13 protein-coding genes are annotated in these 23,160 nt (G+C 32.7%); 7 read left to right on the top strand and 6 right to left on the bottom strand.

From position 1 onward, the window contains the following. Positions 1-7 precede the first annotated feature (7 nt). Both AWE51_RS06825 and AWE51_RS06820 read left to right on the top strand, forming a co-directional pair. Positions 8-1,882: a DUF885 domain-containing protein gene (locus tag AWE51_RS06825; RefSeq protein WP_066311379.1), complete on the top strand. Its 1,875-nt coding sequence runs from the start codon at positions 8-10 to the stop codon at positions 1,880-1,882. A 257-nt stretch (positions 1,883-2,139) separates the two neighbouring features. Further along, complete coding sequence (locus AWE51_RS06820) at positions 2,140-4,116, top strand: tetratricopeptide repeat-containing sensor histidine kinase (RefSeq protein WP_066311377.1); 1,977 nt, start codon at positions 2,140-2,142, stop codon at positions 4,114-4,116. Between the two features lie 47 nt (positions 4,117-4,163). Here the strand turns inward: AWE51_RS06820 and AWE51_RS06815 are convergent, their stop codons facing one another. The 6 genes from AWE51_RS06815 to AWE51_RS06790 form a co-directional block, all read right to left on the bottom strand. Next, a complete protein-coding gene (locus tag AWE51_RS06815) occupies positions 4,164-5,456 on the bottom strand; it encodes an HlyD family secretion protein (RefSeq protein WP_066311374.1) in 1,293 nt (430 codons plus the stop codon). A 1-nt stretch (position 5,457) separates the two neighbouring features. After that, positions 5,458-7,662 (bottom strand): peptidase domain-containing ABC transporter, encoded by a 2,205-nt coding sequence (locus AWE51_RS06810; RefSeq protein WP_066311371.1) that lies wholly within the window; start codon positions 7,660-7,662, stop codon positions 5,458-5,460. Positions 7,663-7,856: 194 nt separating this feature from the next. Next, positions 7,857-9,281: an alpha-amylase gene (locus AWE51_RS06805; RefSeq protein ID WP_066311368.1), complete on the bottom strand. Its 1,425-nt coding sequence runs from the start codon at positions 9,279-9,281 to the stop codon at positions 7,857-7,859. Between the two features lie 25 nt (positions 9,282-9,306). Further along, entirely contained in the window at positions 9,307-10,428 is a 1,122-nt protein-coding gene (locus tag AWE51_RS06800) for a SusE domain-containing protein (RefSeq protein ID WP_066311367.1), read from the bottom strand. A gap of 29 nt (positions 10,429-10,457) precedes the next feature. Beyond that, positions 10,458-12,122 (bottom strand): RagB/SusD family nutrient uptake outer membrane protein, encoded by a 1,665-nt coding sequence (locus tag AWE51_RS06795; protein ID WP_066311365.1) that lies wholly within the window; start codon positions 12,120-12,122, stop codon positions 10,458-10,460. Positions 12,123-12,133: 11 nt separating this feature from the next. Further along, on the bottom strand, positions 12,134-15,061 hold the full coding sequence (locus tag AWE51_RS06790) for a SusC/RagA family TonB-linked outer membrane protein (RefSeq protein ID WP_066311667.1): 2,928 nt from the start codon (positions 15,059-15,061) through the stop codon (positions 12,134-12,136). Between the two features lie 317 nt (positions 15,062-15,378). Here AWE51_RS06790 and AWE51_RS06785 point away from each other — a divergent pair, with 317 nt between their 5' ends. The 5 genes from AWE51_RS06785 to AWE51_RS06760 all read left to right on the top strand — a co-directional run bounded on the left by AWE51_RS06785 (position 15,379) and on the right by AWE51_RS06760 (position 23,135). Further along, positions 15,379-16,410, top strand: coding sequence for a LacI family DNA-binding transcriptional regulator (locus AWE51_RS06785; RefSeq protein ID WP_066311360.1), 1,032 nt, complete (start codon positions 15,379-15,381; stop codon positions 16,408-16,410). Positions 16,411-16,530: 120 nt separating this feature from the next. Beyond that, the gene (locus AWE51_RS26085) at positions 16,531-18,111 is read left to right on the top strand and encodes an MFS transporter (RefSeq protein ID WP_082832349.1); all 1,581 of its coding nucleotides are present in this window, start codon (positions 16,531-16,533) and stop codon (positions 18,109-18,111) included. Further along, positions 18,111-18,770 (top strand): beta-phosphoglucomutase, encoded by a 660-nt coding sequence (gene pgmB / locus AWE51_RS06770; RefSeq protein WP_066311359.1) that lies wholly within the window; start codon positions 18,111-18,113, stop codon positions 18,768-18,770. The genes AWE51_RS26085 and pgmB overlap by 1 nt, the downstream gene beginning before the upstream one ends. Before the next feature lie 99 nt (positions 18,771-18,869). Beyond that, positions 18,870-21,176, top strand: coding sequence for a glycoside hydrolase family 65 protein (locus tag AWE51_RS06765; RefSeq protein ID WP_066311358.1), 2,307 nt, complete (start codon positions 18,870-18,872; stop codon positions 21,174-21,176). Positions 21,177-21,281: 105 nt separating this feature from the next. Continuing rightward, the gene (locus tag AWE51_RS06760; RefSeq protein WP_066311357.1) at positions 21,282-23,135 is read left to right on the top strand and encodes a glycoside hydrolase family 13 protein; all 1,854 of its coding nucleotides are present in this window, start codon (positions 21,282-21,284) and stop codon (positions 23,133-23,135) included. The last annotated feature ends 25 nt before the right edge of the window (positions 23,136-23,160 follow it).

The following is a 23,160-nucleotide window of genomic DNA, read 5'->3' as shown; positions in this document are numbered from 1 at the left end:
ACAAACTATGATTAATAAAATTAAAATAGGTATAGGACTTTTTTCCATCTTCTTTGTAGTTTATAGTTGCAAACAAGAAGTAAAAGCATTAGAAAAAGATGATATATCTTCTGCACAAAAAATAGAAGATAATTCTAAAAAATTAAATGATTGGTTCGAAACGCAGTTCAAAGAAGAGGTTTTAAGATCACCTATGTTACAAACTAGGCTAGGTATTAAAACAGAAGATTATGGTAAATGGGATGATATGTCATCCAAAAAAGAAGTAGAAGATCTAGAACGCACCAAAGAACGTTTAGCATATTTAAAAGATTCTGTCGATGTTTCATTACTAAACGAAGATACTGCATTAAGTTTTGCGCTATTAAAAGAGAGCTTAGAAAATGAGATAGAGGATTTTAAATATAGATTCTATGATTACCCTGTTAATCAGATGCATGGTATGCAAGCAGAAATTCCGGCCTTTATGATCAATATGCATAGAATAGAAAGTAAAACCGATGCAGAGGCTTACATTTCAAGATTAAATGGTTTTAAAGAGTTATTTGGACAGGTGGTAGATAATATTAAAATGAGAGAGAAGAATCTTATCATGCTACCAAAGTTTGTGTTTGCTAAAGTTTTAGACGATAGTCGAAACATTATCAAAGGACAGCCCTTTGATAAATCAAATAAAGAGAGCACTATTCTAGCAGACTTTAAAAGTAAAATTTTAAAGCTAGAACTTTCTGAAGAAGAACATACCACTTTATTGGATAATGCAAATTTAGCATTGCTAGAAGGTGTGAAACCCGCTTTCGAAAATCTTATCACATTATTAGAAGATCAACAAAAAAGAGCAACTACAGAAGATGGTTGTTGGAAATTTCCTAAAGGAGATGCGTTTTATAATAATGCATTAAAAAGAACAACTACTACCGACTTAACTGCAGATCAAATTCATGATTTAGGCCTTAAAGAAGTAGAGCGAATTCATGGTGAAATGAGAGATATCATGACACAGGTAAAGTATGAAGGTACGCTACAGGATTTCTTTAAATATATGAAAGAAGATAAAAAATTCTATTTTTCGAATGATGAAGAAGGTAAAGCTGCTTATTTGAAACAAGCAGTAGGCTTAATTGATACTATGAAATCTAGATTAGATGAATTGTTTATTACCAAACCAAAATCAGATATTATAGTAAAGGCGGTTGAACCTTTTAGAGAAAAAAGTGCAGGAAAGGCTTTCTATCAAAGAGGAACACCAGACGGAGCAAGGCCAGGAACATATTATGCAAATTTATATGATATGAGAGCAATGCCTAAGTATCAGATGGAAGCATTAGCATATCATGAAGGTATTCCAGGACATCATATGCAAATCTCGATAGCTCAAGAATTAAAAGATATTCCAAAATTCAGAAAATTTGGAGGATATACAGCTTATATCGAAGGTTGGGGATTATATACAGAACTTTTACCTAAGGAGATTGGATTATACAATGATCCTTATTCTGACTTTGGTCGATTGGCAATGGAACTTTGGAGAGCTTGTAGATTAGTTGTTGATACAGGAATACATGCAAAAAAATGGACTAGGGAAGAAGGAATAAAGTATTATGTAGATAATACTCCTAACGCAGAGAGTGACGCTATAAAAATGGTTGAACGACACATCGTAATGCCTAGTCAAGCAACGGCATATAAAATTGGGATGAATAAGATTCTTGAGTTACGTGAGAATGCACGTCAACAATTAGGAGATCAGTTTGATATTAGAGAATTTCATGATGTAGTTCTAACCAACGGTCCCGTACCTCTTACTATTTTAAGTGAATTGGTAGATGATTGGGTAGAGCAGAGAAAATCTCAAAACAGTACTGGTCAGGTAAAACCGTGATGCAATAGATTGAGATTATAATAAATAAAAGCTCCTTATATGATTTGTATAAGGGGTTTTTTTATAAATACTAGTGCTGAATTAAGAGTTCAAGTAACGATATATGTAAGCAATCGGATTTAAAACGTACTAAAATTATGGTAAAACCATAAAATAAATGAAAGAATAGTACTACAAAAATGATAAAATATTAATATTTTGTGTATTTTGCAGATATTAAATAGCATTTAATCTATTAAAGCCCTAAAATAGACTACATGAAAAAAGCCTGCTTAACCTTCGTATTGTTACTAGTATCGTATGCAAATTGTATTTCGCAAGAGCATATATTAGATGATATAATTCCAGAAATAAAAACGCTTTCCGACACTCTTCATTTTGAAAAAGCTCGTCGTGAGGTCCAAAATCTCTTTAATAATAAAGAATCTGACAAAGCACTAACTTATAGTAATACACTTTTAGAAATTTCTAAGCATATTGGATATGATAAAGGAATAGGGGATATGCATAATCAAATAGGAACCATTTATAACTCTGTTGATCAAAGTGTTAAAGCATTTAGGCATTATGAAATGGCAGCTGTATATTTTAATAAGATTAAGTACACTTTAGGCCTTGCTACTACAAATAATAACAGAGCTATTATAGAACAGAAAAGAGGAAATTTTGAAAAAAGTGCAGAGTATTTACTAGAATCAAATACACAATATGAGAGAGAGCAAGATAGTGTTGGCCTTTCTAATAGTTTTAATAATTTAGGGAATGTATATGCAGCTTTAGGAGATTTTGAATCTGCAAAAAAATATTACAATAAGTCAATAATTATTAAAAAGAAAAAGAGATTAGATAGAGTAGGTATCATGATGAATAATCTTGCTCTTCTATATATTGATAACAAAAAGGCAGATAGTGCTAAAAGTATATTATTAGAATCTTTAGACATTGGTAAAAAGGATAATAATAGTAGGAGTATGGCCCAATCCTATAGCATACTGGCAAAAGTAGCCTTATTTAATAAAGATTATAAAACAGCAAAAAAATATTATGATTCAACCTTGGTAACAGGTAAAATAGCACAATGGAAACCTTTACTAATTAATGCAAAACAACAATTAGGTTTAATAGCGATAGAAACTAAAGATTTTAAAAAGGCAGAAAACCTACTTAGTGCGAGTAGAAGAGAGTTTGCCGCGTTAGGAATGACACCTTTATTGCTCAAAAACTATCAATATGCGGCAAAATTGGATTCGGCAAAAGGTAATTTTGCAGGAGCCTTTGTTTGGCAAAAAAGATATCAAGAATTATCTAATCAAAGTAGCTCCGAAGCAACAGCCAGAAAAATTGAAAAAACTGAATCGCATTACAAAGCAGAGTTAGAACAGCTTAAGGTAATTGATGCACAAGAAAAAAGAGAAAGACAGACCAAAGAGACATTGTTTACGTATAGATTGTTAGCATTTATTAGTATCGGGATATTTTTAATCATATCTGTATTTCTAATTATGATTATTAGAACAAGAAAAGAAAGAAAAAGATATATAAAAGAATTAAATGAATCTAATGAGGTTAAAAATAAGTTGTTCTCAATAATTTCTCATGACCTTAAAAACGAAATTCACGGTTTAGAAGGTAGTCTTAATCTTATGAAAGAAGAGATCATTTCTACAGAAGAGTTTAAAGAGATTGTGCCAATACTTGCTAATAGAACTCATCAGACTTCTATTTTATTAAATAATTTGCTTAATTGGTCAAAGTCTCAAATGAAAGAACTTAATGCTCAGCCAACCACATTTGATATTGCTGAGGTTATAGGTAGTAAATTTACATTTTTTAAACCCAAAGCAGAACAAAAGGATATTAAACTAATTAATAAATTAGATTCTACAATGATATTTGCAGATAAGGATATGTTTGATATCGTAGCTCAAAATCTAATAGCTAATGCAATTAAATTCTGTAATCCAGGTGACTCTATAGCATTGTTATCAAAAGAGAAAGAAGATCGCTACGAAATCTGCTTTCAGGATACCGGTGTTGGTATAGATCCAGATCATATCCATAAGTTGTTCGCCGAAGATACTTTCACCACAGAGGGAACACAAAATGAAACAGGAACCGGTCTAGGACTTAAAATTTGTAAAGAATTAATAGAGCTTAATAAAGGTGAAATTAAAGTTGAAAGCACTCCTGGAAAGGGAAGCATATTTAGTATCTCACTACCCAAAGCTGCTTGAAGAGAAGATGATTAATTAGGCTTAAATTAAAAAAACTGAAGCAATAATTATTTATCCATCAAATTTCTGAACTGATAGAAGAAACGTTCTATTAATCTAAGATCTTCTGTTACAATTTCAGCCAATCCTCGCATTTCTTGTTTAAAAGGGATTTCTTTATTATAAGTTGTAATTAATTTTTCAGGTAACGCTACATCTATAAGGTATAAACCATCTTTGTCTGGAAATAAAGGTATATGTTTAACAGTGCCCTTTAATGTTCCGAATTCGTTGTCAGGAAAATTCTCTAGTCTTATATTAGCAACTTGTCCAATTTTTATTTTACCCGAATTTTGAGAAGGTGCTCTGACCTTTGCTAAATATGAAGAGTCTTGAGAGGGTATAATAATAAAAACAAGATCTCCTGATGAAACAGTTTGATTCTGTGCCCAAAAATTAAGAAAAGATACACGACCTTCTATATCCGATTTTAACACAAACTGAAGCTCCCAATCTTTAATACTTTTCTTAAGTTGATCAAAAGATTGCAATACTTTTTTGCGTAGGTTGATTTCTTCTTTTTGTTGATTTATTTCTGTGCCTCTGGATGTTTTTGTTGCTGCACTAATACCTTCATTAATTTGTGAGAGTTGGACATTATTACTCTCATAATTTCTTTCAGATTGAAGGAAATCTATTTTTTTACTTTCGAATTCTTGAGCAGAGATTACACCTTTTTCGAATAGATCTTGCTGTCTTTTGAAATCTTTTCTTTTAAAATCTAATTCTGTTTTTGCAATTCTTTTTTGACCTCTTAAACTTTCTTGTCTTCTATATAATTCTGATAACGAAGTTTGATTTGCCAAGGCTTCATTAGAAAACGGTCTTAATTCTTTATTAAGTAAATATTCAGAATAACTATTTTCAAAAATTGCAAAACTTGTTTCGATATCGCCAAGAAATAGAATTGGCATATCATTTATAGGAAAATTGAAAGATTGACTATTAATAGTAACCGTATCTATGATAGATTTAAGTTTAAATACATCAAGATAGTTAGCCGTATTTCTTAAAATGGCAAGAGGTGTTCCTTCAGGAACGATTTGGCCATCTTTTACCAAGATAGATTCAATTTTGCCACTTACTTTGGCATATTCTTTTTGTGGCGGAATTTGAGTTGTAATTATGGCTTCAGCAGGTATTACATCTGGATATTTAATCAACCAAGAGAGAAATAATAGCAAAAAGACCAAGATTAATATAAGAAGATTACCCCATCGAATCATCCAATGCGGAACTCGAGTTAAGATCTCTTGTACTTCTTCACTTCTTAATTGTATGTCGTCTAAATTATCAGGCATATTATTTTCCGAGTTCTAATTGATTTTTTACCAAATTATAATAATTCCCTTTTTTAGCAATTAATTCGGTATGATTTCCAACTTCAATAATTTCTCCTTTATCTAATACCACGATTTGGTGTGCATTCTTGACAGTACTTAATCTATGTGCAATGACCATTACTGTTTTGTCTTTGAAAAAAGTATCTAATTTTTCCATGATCACTTTTTCATTGTTTGCGTCTAATGCAGAAGTGGCTTCATCAAAAAATAAGAATTTAGGGTTTTTATATACTGCTCTGGCAATAAATAGCCTTTGTTTTTGCCCCGTACTTAATCCAACACCTTCCATTCCTATTTTTGTATTATAAGATAGTGGGAGAGATTCTATAAAGTCTTTGATGTTTGCTACATCTACGGCATGGGCCAATTTTTTCTTATCTACATAATCTTCTCCAATAGCAATATTGTTCGCAATAGTATCATTAAAAATGTATCCTTCTTGCATTACTACTCCAAAATGATCTCTCCATGATTTTTGCGATACATTATGTAAATCATGTGAGCCAATAAAAATTTGCCCTTCTCCAGGTTCATAAAACTTAAGTAGTAGTTTCATAAGTGTTGTCTTTCCACTTCCGCTTACACCTACAATAGCCGTAATTTTGTTTGCGGGAATAGAAAGATTAAGATTTTCGAGTACCGGTTTATCAGAACCAACATATCTAAAGGCTAAATCTTTGATATTAAATCCTGAATTTTCGGGTATTTCTCTTATTTTCTCATCTCCCGGATATTCTTCATTCTCTTTATTATGAATTTCTCCTAAACGTTCAAGAGAAATTTGCGCATCTTGTAATTCACGAAGAAAGTTTATTAATTGAGCTATAGGTGCATTTAATTGTCCTACAATTGCGGTTATAGCCAACATCATACCAATAGTAATATCTCCATCGATCACTAATTTAGCAGAAAATACAGTAATAAGTATGTTTTTGAGCTCATTAATAAAAGAAGATCCTACACTTTGATATTGTTCTAAAGCTAAATTTTCTATAGAAATTCTAAACAATTTTGCTTGTACAAACTCCCAATTCCAACGTTTTCTTTTCTCAGCATTATGCAACTTTATTTCCTGCATTCCGTTTACTAGTTCGATTACTTTACTTTGTTCTTCACTAATTTGAGAAAAGCGTTTGTAATCTAGTTTTTTACGTTTTTTAAAGAAAACAAGAATCCACACAAAATATATTGTACTTCCTAAAGCAAAAATTCCAAAAATAGGTATACTGTAGTAAATTAATACAATGCTAAATACGATAAGATTAACCATAGAAAACAATACATTTAACGAAGACATGGTTAATATCTGCTCGATGCGTTTATGATCATTTATCCTTTGCAGTAAATCCCCTGTCATTTTTACATCAAAATAGGAGATGGGGAGGTTCATAAGTTTGATAAAAAAATCTGATATCAAAGAAATATTAATTCTCGTACTTAAATGTAATAAAATCCAACTTCTAAGTACGTCTATAAGAGTTCTACCTATAAATAGTGATAACATTGCGATAAGAACCAGGTATATAAAATTGATATCTTGATTTTTTATACCAACATCTACAATGCTCTGGGTTAAGAAAGGAGTAATAAGCTGAAGTAAACTACCTGCTATTAGACCTAAAATTAGTTGAAAGAGAAATTTCTTGTATTTGAAAACATATTTCGAGATAAATTTGAAACCAAACTTCTCATCTTTTTCATCAATATTATCATTATAAAATTTGGGTGTTGGTTCTAATAATAGTGCCACACCTTCTTCTGTATTTTCATCCGCATTATTTCCAATCCAAGCTTTAACAAATTCTTCTTTTGTATACGTAATCAAGCCATGTGCGGGATCAGAAACATAGATGGTCATTTCACCTTTTCGAGTGGTTTTTATCTTGTAAGCAACGACATAATGTACTTTGTTCCAGTGTATAATACACGGAAGAGGAACTTCATCTAATTTTTTTAGTGAAAGCTTTACACCTAAGGATCTAAAACCAATTTCTTCTACAGCATCGCTAAGACCTAAAAGTGAACTTCCTTCTCTGGTAGTTTCACTTAATGACCTAAGTTTTTGTGTATTAAGAACTCTTCCGTAATGTTTTGATATTATCTTAATACAAGTTGGTCCACAATCTTTAGATTCTGCTTGTCGATAAAATGGAAATTTTGACATTAAGCGTCTTTAATTAAATTGATTTTGTGTAAAATGATCTTACAAATAAAAGAAATTACTTTTTATTATACTATTTCTATTCGTGAATCTATTAAATAGAAGGATGATAGTTATTTTTTGAATAAAAAAAGAGTGCTAAATTAGCACTCTTTTTAACCATTTTATTGGTTGATTAGTCAATATCTACTACTAGATTATTTTGTAATCGACCATATTGCATAACCTCCTGCGGGCGCATATATGGTAGTGTTACCTTCTGCATCAGTAGTAGGAGTAAGTCTTGTGTTATCAGTATAGTCTACTAGTTTTTTATTAATCCAGTTTGTTTTAACAACACGTTCTTTAGGTTGTTTACTAATGTTCATATAAAGAATTAGCCCTGGGTTCGTACCGTTACCTCCTCTTTTCATGATATATTCATCTTTACTCGCTTCAAGAATCTCAATGTCTCCAACAGCTAGAGTACTGTTAATTTCCATCAAGGTTTTAAGTTGCCCTTTAAAAGCTTCATAGTCTAGATAAAAGATAGTAGGGTATCCATCATGAGTAAGGATATAAGAGTAGGCCAATAGTTTGTTTCCATAGCTTATTCTATTATTAGGATTTTCATCTTTTTCGGTATCATGATTGGCAGTAAAAGTAACTGCCATTGCAGGGTCTAATTTTCTTAGCATATTTCCTGCATCACCTAATGCAGTAAGATCCTTATTTCTATCTAAGGTTTCATCTAATCTATAAAAACATGCAAAATCAAAAGCCGGAGACCCAGATGCATCGACCCAGTCTTTAAGGACTTGTTCATTACCATCAAAGTTTTCACCTACAGAATATCCACCTACTTCCTCGTTCCATGCTGTTACCCATTTTGGAGCAAAACCTTTTACAAAATCAAATCGCCATCCATCAAACCCTATACTTTTATAAAATTTAGCTACAGAGTTTTCATTTTTCCATAACCAATTTTGTACATTTTCTTTAGTATGATTTAGATCAGGAAATCCTCCAAAAACGCTTTCATCTGTAGCACCAGTTTCATCTGGATAGAAATCATCGTACGTTCTAGGAAATAAACCAGATGCTGGATCAAATTTGGTAAATGTATCAGTTCCGGTATTAGGGTTTGCTTCTAATTGCCCACCAGAATTATGGTTAAGCACAATATCTGCTATAACCTCAAGACCGTTATCATGAGATTTCTGAATTAAGTTTTCTAATTCTTGTCTAGAACCAAATCGAGTTTCTACGGTGCCATGCTGATCAAATTCACCAAGATCAAAATAATCACAAGGGTCATACCCCATAGAAAAACCACCTGATTGTGCCTTTCCAGGAGGTGCTAGCCATATTCTATCAATACCAGAAGCAGCCCAATCTTCAATACTTTTACTCACTTCATCGTACCAAGCTCCTCTAGGCTCTACATCCCAATAGAAAGCTTGCATAAATATGCCGGCATCTTCTCTTTTAAATTGGTTTAGATCCATCTTTAAGGACTGACTAGTAACAATGGTTTCTGTAGTATTAGCAGAGTCATCATCATCAGAACAACCTGTCAACCCAAAAACTAACCCTCCTAGTAAGAGGATAGTTTTGGTTGATATATTTATTATTTTTTTCATTTCAACTTTTTAAATTTATAAGTATCTATCCTCTTGGAATAAAAATGTAACCACCATCTAGATCATTAAACCAAATATCATAAGTACCTGCAATTACAGGGATATTTGGAGGGTTACCATCTGTTGTAGCATTACCACTAACTCCAGTGGTACCTCCCCAGTTGCCTGGCCAATCATTACTATGTCTGAACTTCATTTCTCCATCTACCAAATTCACACCTAATATGTACCATAAATGCTCATCAAAAGTTGATTGCGTCATGTCTGTATCCGAGTCCCATCCATCAGGAGTAGAATCACCAATAATACCAATTGTTGTGAATGTCGGGGCAGCACTAGCATCAAAATCGGCAATAGAAAACGTGTTATCGTCAAGGTTAACAGTTAATGTATAGAAACCGTCTGTTGCTACACTAAAAGTACCTGGATCAGAACCAGTACCATCATTTACAGATAATGAGCTACCATCATTGGTTCCCCATTGTGGTTGCCATTGCCCTGTGATTTCAAGAAGTTTGAACGCATTAGATCCTCCTAAAAATTTACCAGTATATGTAAATAAATTTTTATTATTAGGATCTCTTACGATTGCAGGGTTAGGGTGCTGACTAGCTTCACTACCGTTATTCCAATCAGGTGCAGTAGCATTACCAACTAAGAAAAGGTCTTTTTGAACAACTACTGTGTTATATGGTGTTACTGTAAGGGCAATTGGATTTGACGTCAATGCAGCACCTCCACTAGTTCCTAATGATGAAGTAACTCGAAGTTCAAATGAAGCTTCTGTATCTGGCGCTAATCCTAACGTTAATGCAATACCATTAAGCTCTGCAACGGTCCATGAATAAAAACGGCTAGTTGTTACCGCAATTTGTTCTGGTGTTGCAAAATCTGTTCCTGCTGCACCAGCTTCAATAGAATAGGATATAGGCGTATCGATATTATAACCCGCATCATCCCATACCATAGTAAATGCTTGTTCGTCTGCTAAATCCTTATTAAGAGTCACTGATGAATTAGCAGTAACAATTAATGGACCTTCAGATTGATTTGGTTGAATTACAAATGTTGGTTCTTCGTCCTCTACACATGCATTGAAGCATAGCGAAGCTACAAATGCAAATATTAAAATTGATATCTTTTTCATGACTGTATAAATTAAATTTTGATTGTTTATTAAAACCCTGTGTTTTGTCCAAGATTTGGATTTGCTGATCTACTTGAAGATGGAACTGGGTATAGCTTAAAATTCTCTGATATTGAAGATCCATTCTGTGGGCCTCCTTTATAAGACCAATTATATGTACTACCAGTATATAGACCGAATCGGATAAGATCTTGTCTTCTATGGGCTTCCCAATGAAGTTCTCTTCCTCTTTCATCGATGATTAGATCTAAAGTTAATTCGGGATCCGTAATATTTCCTGAAGTGTCTCCAAAAGCTCTTTCTCTAAGATCATTAACATATCCAAGGGCAAGACCACGATCTCCACCACCTCCTCTTAATTGAGCTTCGGCATACATTAAATACACATCGGCTAGTCTAAACAATGGGAAATCAGTATCAACAAATGTTGCATCTTTTCCTGGTGTTCCTGTAGAAGTTAAATTAGAAAACTTAGCCATTAAATAACCTGTACCCGTGTTTGTAAAGTCAGGATCAATATTAATATCTCTATCTACAGGAGGATCAGTACTATCAGGATCAGCACTAATGTCTTGCGTTACAAGACTATTTCTTGCATCATTTTGAAACAATGTACTTGTTACAAATAATTCAGAAAGTTCTTTACGTACTCTAAATAGATTGCCAAAACCTCCGACACCAAAAGAAGCAGGTGTTGGTTGAAGAGAAGCATCAGCATTTTGTTGTCCTTGAATTAAGATTCCAGCACCCCCAAAGTTTCTTACTGTAGCGCCATCTGCGATAACAGGAAAAATGATTTCATTTTGGGCACCATTAGTATCATTGTCTGCAAGGAAATTGAAAGTGTAATTTGGTGTGAGTGAATATCCACTATCAATAATTTCTTGACAAAGTCGTAAACAATCTGCATATCTACCATTACCATCACCTAGATAAACTTCAGCATTTAAATAAAGCTTAGCAAGAATCATTTTTGCTACTCCTTTATTTACTCTACCATATTGTAACGTATTAGCTGGTGCTACATCTAATAAATCTGCTTCTACAGCTAATAATTCAGATTCTATATTTTCAAATAATTCCTGACCTTCTATTTCTGGAACTCTAGTAAATCCTACAGCATCATTTTCTGTAGCAAAAGGAGCTCTACGAAATAAATCTAGTAGATGATAATTAGCCAAAGCTCTAAGTACACGTGCTTCTGCTCGATAAACTCTAATTTCATCTCTTGTTGCGGCATCTACTCCTCGTCCGTCTAATTTAGTATCTGTAGTTTGACGAAGAAACTCATTAGCAAGAGAAATTTCAAAAGTTGATCTGGCCCAAAAACCTAATACAAGAACATTATTGGCGTCCCAACTATTTTTCTGTACTTGTCGTATACCAGGGTCATTTTCAAAATTGAATATCACTTCATCTGTAGATAAATTCTGTAGATTAAATAATCCTCTAATATAATTACCTGTACCTGCATCGATACCAGCAATGTTTGAAGTACCAGGTCCTATAAGACCTACTACGGATAAATTACCGTAAACTCCAGCTATAGCGCGCTCATAACCTCCTGGTTGAGCAAATACATCTTCTGCCAAGAAGTCGTCGTCATCTTCTAATTCGATATCCAAATCTCCTTCACAAGAAGTGAATATGCCAATAAATAGAAATGCGTATAAAAAATTCTTATATAATTTCATTTCCAATGTTTTTAATAGTTATAGTTTAACCCCAACAGGTAGGTGCGTCCTCTAGGAAAAATGGTATTATCAATACCATTATTTTGAATTTCTGGATCAAGACCAGAATAATCAGTAATAACAAATGCATTCTGAACACCAGCCCATAGACGAAGGCTCGAAACACCTTTCATTACATCTCTTAATGTATATCCTAAAGTGATGTTATCCATTCTTAAAAATGAAGCATCTTCTATATAGAAGTCAGAAAGAATAACGTTTGGAGTATTTGTGAAATTGGTTTCTAAAACGCTAACAGGAGTATTGTTAAATACAGTTCTAAAAGTATTACCAATCTGTGCATTTTGAGATTCTACATTATTATAGATTTCATTACCTATACTAGCTCTCATATTAAAACTAAAATCAAAGTTCTTATAGTTTAAACTAGATTGAAGTCCCATAGTAATATCAGCCGCTGGTTTTCCGGAGATATATCTATCATTATTGTTAATAACACCATCTCTGTTAAGGTCTGCATAGGCACCTTCAATGGGTCTACCATTGTCATCATATATTTGAGCAAAAGTAAAGAATGAGAAAGGAGATTCTCCTTGTCTCTGGATTTGGATATTATTACCAATTCCCCCGCTAATTCCACCGGTTATAATATCTTGACCAAATGCTAATTCTTCTATTTCTTGATCTATAAAAGTCACATTATAGCTTAGATTCCAATTCAGGTTATTGTTTTTGATAATATCTGCACTTATCGAAAATTCTACCCCCTCGGTGGTAAATTTCCCTATGTTTTGGAAACCTTGATTAGAAAAGTTTACAGCATCAGGAACTGGAGCTGATGATAATAAATCATTAGATTCTTTTTTGAAAACATCAATTGCTCCAGAGATTCTATCATTAAATAATCCGTAATCTAGTCCAATATTATATTCTGTGATCTTTTCCCATTCTAAATCTTCATTTCTAAATTGAGCTTGCACAATATTTATAACTTCTCCATTTAGTATATACTGCGTATTTTGACCAGCAGTTCTATAGCGTTCTAAATAACCATTAGCAAATGTTCCTAAATCTTGTTGACCAGTGACTCCATATCCCAATCGTAGTTTAAGATTACTCAATGTAGAAGAATTTTGTAAAAAGTTCTCCTCACTAATCTGCCATCCGAAAGAAGCAGAAGGGAAATATCCAAATCTAACATCTTCAGCAAATCTAGAAGTACCATCTCTACGAATGGATCCACTTAAAAAATACTTATCACTTAGTTTTAAATTGGCTCTTAAGAAATATGCCAATAATACAACATCTGGTTCTATTGTAACATCTGGTTCTAAGTTTGGATCGCGTTGATCAAAAGTCTCAAATCGCTCTACTTCAAATTTTTGATAAGAATATCCTCCAGTAGCTTCAACTCCTAAATTTCCGATATCTTTATTGTACACTAAATAGGCATCAAGTAATCTATTTTTTGATGTGAAATCTGTATCTGATTTAAAACCATTAAATTCTCCTAGATTAGAATTAAAAGTATTTGCACTTTCTGTAGATCGTTCTTCAAATCTATTTGTTTCACTAGTATCTAATCCTAAATTAAGTACTGCCCTTACATCTGGAAAGAAGTGTAATTGATAATCAAATTTTGCATTACCATAATATCTTCTAACATTGGCGATATTTCTAGTTTGTAGTAACTGAGCAACAGGGTTTCTTTGCACGTTTGCTTGTGCAAAACCATTACTGTCTGTGTATTCAAAGAATCCTCCGAAAGGAGAACTAGGATCAAAAACAGGTTGTGTTGGATCAAAAGTAATAGCCGACCCTTCTACACCAGGTGCAAATCTGTTTTTTTCAAAATTAAGATTTGCATTTACATCTATTTTTAGATGATTATTAAATAATCTTGGGTTTAAAGACAGCGACGTTGTAGTTCTTTCGAACTTAGATGTTTTTCTAATTCCTTCTTGATCTGATCGTCCGATAGACAATCGAGTAGGTAATGCGTCTAAAATAGAACCACTTACCGATAAGTTATGGTCTGAAGAAAATGCATCTCTATATATTTCATCTTGCCAATCTGTATTAGCATTTCCAAGGTCAGCAACACGATCTGGGAAATTTTCGGCAACATAAGCTCTAAATTCATCTGCAGAAAACACATCAACTCCATCAGTTTGTGTGTTAATAGATGTTTTAGAGTTTAAGCTTATTTGTAATTTCTTTTTTCCTTTTTTGGTAGTAATAATTATTACTCCATTAGCACCACGGTTACCATATATGGCTGCAGCTGATGCATCTTTAAGAATAGAAAATGATTCGATATCATTTGGGTTAATAGCAGATAAGACTGATCTAGAACCGTTGTTCGTATCATTAGGATCATTAATTGGCAAACCGTCTACAACAATTAAAGGATCGTTAGAGGCGTTTAATGATGCCCCTCCACGAATTCTAATCTGAGAATTTCCGGCAGGCCCACCATTGGTATTAATATTTACACCGGCAACTCGACCTGTAAATAGATTTTCTGCCGTAACATTATTACCGGTATTAAAGTCTTCTGTTGTAATTAAAGCAACAGATCCGGTTAGATCTTTTTTTCTGGTAGCACCATACCCGATAAGTACAACTTGTTCGAGCTCGGCAGCATCTTCTTCTAATACAATGTTTATTGTAGCTTGGCCAGTGTAAGCCACTTCCTGTTCTATAAAACCAACATAAGAGTATATAATACTTTCCCCATCTTTGACGTTACCCAAAGAATAGTTACCATCAAAATCGGAAGATGTTCCGTTTGATGTTCCCCTTACAATGATATTTACACCCGGAATGGGTTGACCACTTCCTGCATCAGTCACTGTCCCCACAACAGTAGACTGAGCAAAAAAGCTCATTGGCACCAACCACAATAAAAGCATTGCGCTTTTAGTAAATGTTTTCATAAAATTAAAGTAGTTTTTGATTGTTTTTAGTCCTATATTTTCACTTTCTGCAACCAAAGTATGTAAATTCTATGTTAATTTTTGGGCACTTTAGACTAGGTAGGTAACGCAAACGTTTGCGTGTGGAAAACTTTTGAAATTCCGCTAAAATTTTAAGTGAATTTCTATTCATCTGCCATGTTTTCCTGCTTAAATTTGTTTTTTGATCAATAAGAAATACTTTGGTGAGGATAATCATAAGGATCAGAAAGCTTTTAGCATATTAGCTATTACGATTATTTTGAATGTTTAATTAAGTAAGTCATAAACGAAAACAGATGAAGCAAAAAGTTACATTAAAACAAATAGCAAAAGAACTGGATGTTTCTATTTCTACCGTTTCAAAAGCATTAAAAGATAGTGTCGAGATAAGTTTAGATACTAGACAAAAAGTAAAAGCTTTTGCAAAGTTGTACAACTATAAACCTAATAATATAGCGCTAAGTTTAAAGAATAGAAAAACAAAAACAATAGGAGTTATCATTCCAGAAATAGTGCATCATTTTTTTACCACCGTTATTGGAGGTGTTGAAAAAGTGGCTAATGAAAAAGGATATAATGTAATCATTTGTTCATCAAACAATTCCTTTGATAAAGAAGTAATCAATTTAGAAATGCTTGCTAGCGGAAGTGCTGATGGATTTATTTTATCAGTGGCTAAAGAAACTCAACTTAAAAAGGATTATCATCATATCGAAGAAACCATGAATCAAGGCATGCCTGTTGTTCTTTTTGATAGAATTATAGATGAAATTGTATGTGATAAAGTCATAATAGATGATGCAAAAGGAGCTCAAGCGGCTACAAATCACCTTTTATCTATAGGATGTAGAAAAGTAGCTATTCTAACGACAGTAGATTATATAAGTGTCGGTAAACTAAGAACAAATGGTTATTTAAGAGCTTTACGCGCATATGATATACAGGAAGAAGAAGAATTAATTCTTAAAATAGAAGATGTAGATAATTGTGAGGCGGAAATTTCAGAGTTCCTAAGAAATAAGGATATAGATGCGGTTTTTGCAGTAAATGAGTTATTTGCCGTAACTGCAGCCAAAGTTCTTAATGAGCAAGGAAAAAAAATACCTGATGATATATCTATAATTGGATTTACCGATGGTATATTATCAAAGCATTTTATACCGAGTTTAACTACGATAAGTCAACATGGTGAAGATATGGGTATTAGAGCAGCAAAGTTACTTATTGATAAACTAGAAGGCGATGATACCGTAAGCGAAGAATATAGAACAGTAATAATAGATACAAGTTTAATACAAAGACAATCAACAAAAAAAACGAAACGGTAATACGATATATTGAAAAATAATATATATTTGCCCTCAGTCAAAACTTATATTTTCACTTTCTACTAAATAAGTTTTGATAAGCAATTTCGCTTATCAAGTTAATAATCAAAGATTTACTTGATGAATAAGCGTAAGTTAAGTTTTTGGGAAATCTGGAACATGAGTTTCGGTTTCTTAGGAATACAATTTGGAATGGCCTTACAGGGCGGTTTCATGTCTAGAATTTTTCAAACATTAGGAGCCGAAATCTATGATATTCCGATCATGTGGTTGGCAGCACCTTTAACAGGTTTGTTAGTTCAACCTATAATAGGTTATTTAAGCGATAGAACTTGGAGTCCAAGATGGGGAAGAAGAAGGCCTTACTTCTTGGTAGGAGCTATTTTAAGTTCTATAGCTCTTTTTATAGTACCACATTCACCTTTTTTATGGGTTGCAGCTGGGTTGTTATGGATTTTAGATGCCTCTATTAACATATCAATGGAGCCCTTTAGAGCCTTAGTAGCTGATAAATTGCCAGATTCTCAAAGGTCTTACGGATTTTTAGTTCAAACCTTGATAATTGGAGTCGGAACCTTTGTAGCAAGTAGTTTACCTTGGATGGTATCAAAACTGGGTGCTAGTGATTCTGCTCCAAGTGGTGTTTTGCCAATGTCTGTAAAAGTGGCTTTTGCAGTTGGAGCTTGTATTTTTTTGGTCAGTATTTTATATACTGTATTTACTACAAAAGAGTATCCTCCAGAGGATATGGAAGAGTTTGAAAAAGAAAAGCAAAAGAAAAATAGTTTCATTTCTGATATTTTGGGTAACATAGGTAATATGCCACTAACCATGAAAAAACTTGGGGTGGTTCAGTTTTTTAGCTGGTTTGCCTTTTTTACTATGTGGGGATTAACCAATCCAGCATTAACAGAACATATTTTTAAAACACCAAACCCAACCAAAGAGCTTTATGCCGTAGAAAGTAAAAATACAGATCTCATAAAAAAGTATCAAACAGAGTTTTTAACTATTGCCAAACAGGATACATTATTCTTTAATAATGCTTTACAAGATACTTTGGTTAATGATTTAAACTTAGTACACCTTTATAAAGAACAATATAATGCTATTAAAAATACAGAAGAGAGAGGTAATTACTTAACATCTATTGCTCAAGATTTTGATCAAGAAAAAACATGGTATTGGGTAAGTAATAATAAATTTCAGAAATCCTCTAATCTAGTAGGTTCTTATAATGGAGTTTATGGATTGTCTTCTATGGTATTTGCTTTAATATTAGTATTTTATACATCAAAAAGGAGAATAAATAGAAAATATGTACATATGGTATCTCTTATCTTGGGAGGTATTGGTTTTATATCGATGTATTTTATCCCATCTCCAGAATGGTTAATCCTTTCATTTTCTTTAATTGGGTTTGCATGGGGTAGTATTTTATCTATGCCATATGCAATGCTTTCAAGCTCTGTTGACCCAAAGAAAATGGGAGTAATCATGGGTATTTTTAATATGTTTATTGTGATACCTCAAATTATAGCCGCGTTGGGCGGAATTAATTTTACCTATAAGCTTTTAGGTGATGAAGCAATTAATGCAATGATAATAGCAGGTATAAGTCTAATCATTGCGGGATTGTGTAATTTTTTGATAACTAATAAAGACGCTATTACTTATAATCCAAAAGAAATAAAGAATTAATGAAAAAAGCTTTCATATTTGATTTAGATGGTGTTATTGTGGATACCGCAAAATATCATTTTTTAGCATGGCAGAACCTTGCTAATAACTTAGGAATTTCTTTTTCTGAAGAACAAAATGAACAACTTAAAGGGGTTAGCCGAATACGATCTTTAGAAAAAATATTAGAATGGGGTAATAAAACCATTTCAGAAGAAGAGTTTACTAGGTTAATGACAGATAAAAATGAAGAATACCTAGAATACATAAAAAAAATGGATACGACAGAAATTCTTCCTGACGTGCCAAGAGTATTAGATTACTTGATTTCAAAAAACCAAGGTATCGCATTGGGTTCAGCTAGTAAAAACGCAAGAATAATTCTTGAAAAAGTTCAGTTGCAAGAAAAATTTGAAGCTATTGTGGATGGAACAAATGTATCAAAAGCCAAACCAGATCCTGAAGTATTTCTTATAGGAGCAAAAGAACTAGGTATTTCTCCAGAAAACTGTGTGGTTTTTGAAGATTCTGTTGCAGGAGTTCAGGCGGCAAATAGCGCCAATATGATTAGTATAGGGATTGGTAATCGTCAAGTTTTGCATGAAGCAGATTATGTATTTAATGATTTTACCGAAATCAAAGAAGATTTTATAAATAACTTGGTTTTGACCAAAAAATAAAAAATAGAATAAAGTTAACCACAACGTAAAGTCATCTCACTAGAGAAGAGAATTAAATTGGTGAAGTAGACTAACCACTAAAAAATTAATGAAGAACAGATGAATCAGGATTATGTAAAACCAGATAACTGGTCAATTATTGAAGAAGGGTTTGATGTAGAACGTGTTAAATCCTCAGAAAGCCTTTTTAGTATAGGTAACGGAGCAATGGGACAAAGGGCCAACTTCGAAGAAATGTATTCTGGACCTACTTTTCAGGGTAGTTATATTGCGGGAGTATATTATCCTGATAAAACCAGAGTAGGTTGGTGGAAAAATGGATATCCAGAGTATTTTGCTAAAGTACTTAACGCTCCAAATTGGATTGGTATTAATGTAGAAATCGGTGGTGAGAAATTAGATTTATTTAAATGTAAATCAGTGACCAATTTTAGAAGAGAGTTAAACATGAAAGAAGGTTGGTATCAACGTTCTTTTAATGTTGTTCTTACCAATGGTATTGAAGTATCCGTAAAATCAACTCGTTTTTTAAGTTTGGACCTTGATGAGGTAGGTGCTATCAAGTATGAGGTAACTCCCATAAGTCAAGACGTCGAAGTTGTTTTCACGCCATACTTAGACGCTGGTATTACAAATGAAGATACCAATTGGGATGATAAATTCTGGGATACTTATGATTTAGCGCATAAGGGCAATACAGCACATATTTTATCTAAAACAATGAAAACTGATTTTCATGCCTGTACAGGAATGCTCAATCAAATATTTCTAGATGAAAAAGCAACTGATATTTATCCTAAAGTTGAGATTAGTAATACTTGCGTAAAATTAAACTATACCCTCGAAGTCCCTAAAGGGAAAACAGCAACTGTAGTTAAATTTGGTGGATACACAGTCTCATTAAATCACAAAGAGGAAGATCTCGTTACAGCAAGTTCTGCAGTACTTAAGCAAGCTTCAGAATCAGGTTTTGAAGCATTATTAGATTTACAAAAAAATGCATGGTCCAAAATATGGGAAATGGCCGATATTGCGATCGATGGAGATGTAAAAGCACAACAAGGTATACGATTTAATATTTTTCAGTTAAATCAAACATATTTAGGTAAAGATGCCAGATTAAATATAGGTCCTAAAGGGTTTACAGGAGAAAAATATGGAGGTAGTACATATTGGGATACAGAAGCATATTGCATTCCTTTTTATATGGCAACAAAAGATCAAGTTGTTGCTCGTAACCTGCTTACGTATCGTTATCAGCATCTTGAAAAAGCCATAGAAAATGCCGAAAAACTTGGGTTTACTAATGGAGCAGCTTTATATCCAATGGTAACCATGAATGGAGAAGAGTGTCATAATGAGTGGGAAATTACTTTTGAAGAAATACATCGTAATGGAGCAATGACTTTTGCTATCTATAATTATCACCGTTATACAGGCGATTATAGTTATATTCCAGAAAAAGGATTAGAAGTAATGATCGGAATTGCTCGTTTTTGGCATCAAAGAGCAACATTCTCTACCGATAAGGATAAATATGTGATACTAGGAGTTACTGGCCCAAATGAGTACGAAAATAATATTAATAATAATTGGTATACGAACTATTTAGCAAAGTGGTGTATAGAGTATTGTATTGAAAATATTACTAAAGTAAAAGAAGAATACAGTAATGATTACAAAAGAATAATCGAAAAAACTAAACTTGGAGAAGAAGAAATTAATGCCATGGCCCAAGTTGCAGAAAAAATGTATTTCCCATATTCAGAAAAGCATCAGGTATATTTACAGCAAGATGGATTTTTGGATAAAGAATTAATAACTGTTGCTGATCTTGATAAATCTCAACGTCCGATTAATCAAAAATGGAGTTGGGATCGAATATTAAGATCACCTTATATTAAACAAGCAGACGTTCTTCAAGGTTTTTATATGTTTGAAGACAAGTTTACTTCAGAAGAATTAGGGCGTCATTTTGATTTTTACGAACCTTTTACGGTGCATGAATCTTCTTTGTCTCCTTGTGTTCATAGTATTCAAGCCGCTGCTTTAGATCGTATGGATCAGGCATATACTTTTTATTTAAGAACTTCAAGATTAGACTTAGATGATTATAATAAAGAAGTCGAAGAAGGTCTGCATATTACTAGTATGGCAGGAACTTGGATGAGCATAGTCGAGGGGTTTGGAGGACTTAGAATAAAAAATGATAGATTATCATTCTCTCCAAAAATTCCTAAAGAATGGAAAGGATATACATTTAATGTTAATTTCCGAAATCAAATCTTAAAAGTTAACGTTTCTCAAGAAGGGACTTCTTTTAATTTAGAAGGAAATCAAGAACTTATAATTTATGTAGACGGAAAAGAGATAAATATTTCTCCCGATACATTAATCACTATATAATCTAAATCATATAGTTAAATAAATACCCCAAAAAAATCTTTTTGGGGTATTAACTTCTATTAAGATCATCAATAATTTTTATTAAAATTAAAAATTCACAAAAAAATGAATAGTAGACTAATATTTCTATTCACTTGCTTTCTATTTTCATGTATGTATGGGCAAGTAGAAAAGATAGAACCACCTTTTTGGTGGAGTGGTATGCAACAGAATGAACTTCAGATACTTTGTTATGCTAAGGATATCGCCAAATACGATATAGAAATCAAAGACGTAACTATTCTAGAGGTTAAGAAAACCGAAAACAAGAATTATGTATTTGTAACAATCGATACGCAAGATATAGGACCAGGAAAAATTGCAATTGATTTTAAATATAATAATAAGGTTGAATTTTCTCAATCATATGAGTTTAAACAAAGAAAAGAAGCATCTGCACAAAGAAAAGGATTCGATAGTAGTGATGTAATGTATTTGATTATGCCAGATCGCTTTGCGAATGGAGATCCTAAAAATGATACGCATTCCCATACTTTAGAAAAAGCCGATCGTTCCAATCCCGGAGGAAGACATGGTGGAGACATACAAGGCATAATTGAATATCTAGGATATCTCAAGGATCTTGGTATTACAACCTTATGGAGCACTCCTTTATTAGAGGATAATGAACCTACATATTCTTATCACACCTATGCTCAAAGTGATTTTTATAAGATAGATCCTAGATATGGTACTAATGATGATTATAAACGCCTAGCTTCAGAAATGCATAAACTGGATATGAAGTTAGTTATGGATTATGTAACTAATCATTGGGGATCAAAACACTGGATGATCAATGATTTACCAACCAAAGATTGGATACACCAATGGCCAGAAGGTTTTAAAAGAAGCAACTATAGAATGACTACGCAATTTGATAGTAATGCCTCTAAAATAGATGCTAAAGGTTGCATGGATGGGTGGTTTGATACGACCATGCCCGATATGAATCAAAGTAACCCATTACTTCTTAAATATATTACCCAAAATGCAATTTGGTGGATAGAATATGCAGATCTAGATGGTTTTAGAGTAGATACATATTCATATAATGATAAAGAGGGGATATCAAAATGGACAAAGAGTATTATGGACGAATATCCAAACTTTAATATCGTAGGAGAAGTATGGATGCATAATCAGGCTCAAATAGCATACTGGCAAAAAGATAGTAAAATAGGAGCAATAGATAATTTTAACTCATATCTACCATCAGTTATGGATTTTACACTTCATGATGCCATAACTGTTATGTTTGATGAGGATGAAAATGCCTGGGACAAAGGTATGATTAGAGCTTATGAAAACTTTTCGAACGACTTTTTATATGCAAATATTAATAATGTATTACTATTTACGGGTAATCATGATACGAATCGTATTAATGAAATATACCAGAGTGATATTAATAAATATAAAATGGCAATGACATTAATATTAACGACACGCGGAATACCACAACTATATTATGGTGATGAAATAGGAATGTTAGGTAATAGAGATAAAAATGGAGATGGTGACATACGAAGAGATTTTCCGGGAGGGTGGCCAAAAGATGAACAAAATGCATTTTTACCACCAGAAAAAAATGGTAGAACTAAAGATCAAGAAGCATTTTATGCGTTTACAAAAAAAATATTGAATTGGAGAAAGAATGCTTCTACTATACATAAAGGAAAATTATTACAGTACATACCTTTTGATAACGTATATGTATACTTTAGATATAATGACGAAAAAAGTACAATGGTAATTATTAATAATAATACTAAAGATCGCAAAGTAGATATTGGTCGTTTTAAAGAAGGAATTAAGGACTTTAAAACTGCTGTAGATATTCTAACAGATAATAACATTACTATAACTGAAGAATTTACGGTTCCGGCAAAAACTTCAATGATATTAGAATTAAAGTAATTGTAACCACAGATAATCCAAAAAG

The organism is Aquimarina aggregata (genome assembly GCF_001632745.1).
GTDB classification, from domain to species: Bacteria; Bacteroidota; Bacteroidia; order Flavobacteriales; family Flavobacteriaceae; genus Aquimarina; species Aquimarina aggregata.
The sequence above is the reverse complement of the archived record's forward strand: the minus strand, read 5'-3'. Positions and strand labels throughout refer to the sequence as shown.

Bases quoted from the DNA above. Each gene is read 5' to 3' on its own strand.
- AWE51_RS06795 (WP_066311365.1), bottom strand. From the start codon at position 12,122: ATGAAATTATATAAGAATTTTTTATACGCATTTCTATTTATTGGCATA.
- AWE51_RS06805 (WP_066311368.1), bottom strand. From the start codon at position 9,281: ATGAAAAAAATAATAAATATATCAACCAAAACTATCCTCTTACTAGGA.
- AWE51_RS06790 (WP_066311667.1), bottom strand. From the start codon at position 15,061: ATGAAAACATTTACTAAAAGCGCAATGCTTTTATTGTGGTTGGTGCCA.
- AWE51_RS06765 (WP_066311358.1), top strand. From the start codon at position 18,870: ATGAATCAGGATTATGTAAAACCAGATAACTGGTCAATTATTGAAGAA.
- AWE51_RS06800 (WP_066311367.1), bottom strand. From the start codon at position 10,428: ATGAAAAAGATATCAATTTTAATATTTGCATTTGTAGCTTCGCTATGC.
- AWE51_RS06815 (WP_066311374.1), bottom strand. From the start codon at position 5,456: ATGCCTGATAATTTAGACGACATACAATTAAGAAGTGAAGAAGTACAA.
- AWE51_RS06810 (WP_066311371.1), bottom strand. From the start codon at position 7,662: ATGTCAAAATTTCCATTTTATCGACAAGCAGAATCTAAAGATTGTGGA.
- AWE51_RS06820 (WP_066311377.1), top strand. From the start codon at position 2,140: ATGAAAAAAGCCTGCTTAACCTTCGTATTGTTACTAGTATCGTATGCA.
- AWE51_RS06825 (WP_066311379.1), top strand. From the start codon at position 8: ATGATTAATAAAATTAAAATAGGTATAGGACTTTTTTCCATCTTCTTT.
- AWE51_RS26085 (WP_082832349.1), top strand. From the start codon at position 16,531: ATGAATAAGCGTAAGTTAAGTTTTTGGGAAATCTGGAACATGAGTTTC.
- AWE51_RS06760 (WP_066311357.1), top strand. From the start codon at position 21,282: ATGAATAGTAGACTAATATTTCTATTCACTTGCTTTCTATTTTCATGT.
- AWE51_RS06785 (WP_066311360.1), top strand. From the start codon at position 15,379: ATGAAGCAAAAAGTTACATTAAAACAAATAGCAAAAGAACTGGATGTT.
- pgmB (WP_066311359.1), top strand. From the start codon at position 18,111: ATGAAAAAAGCTTTCATATTTGATTTAGATGGTGTTATTGTGGATACC.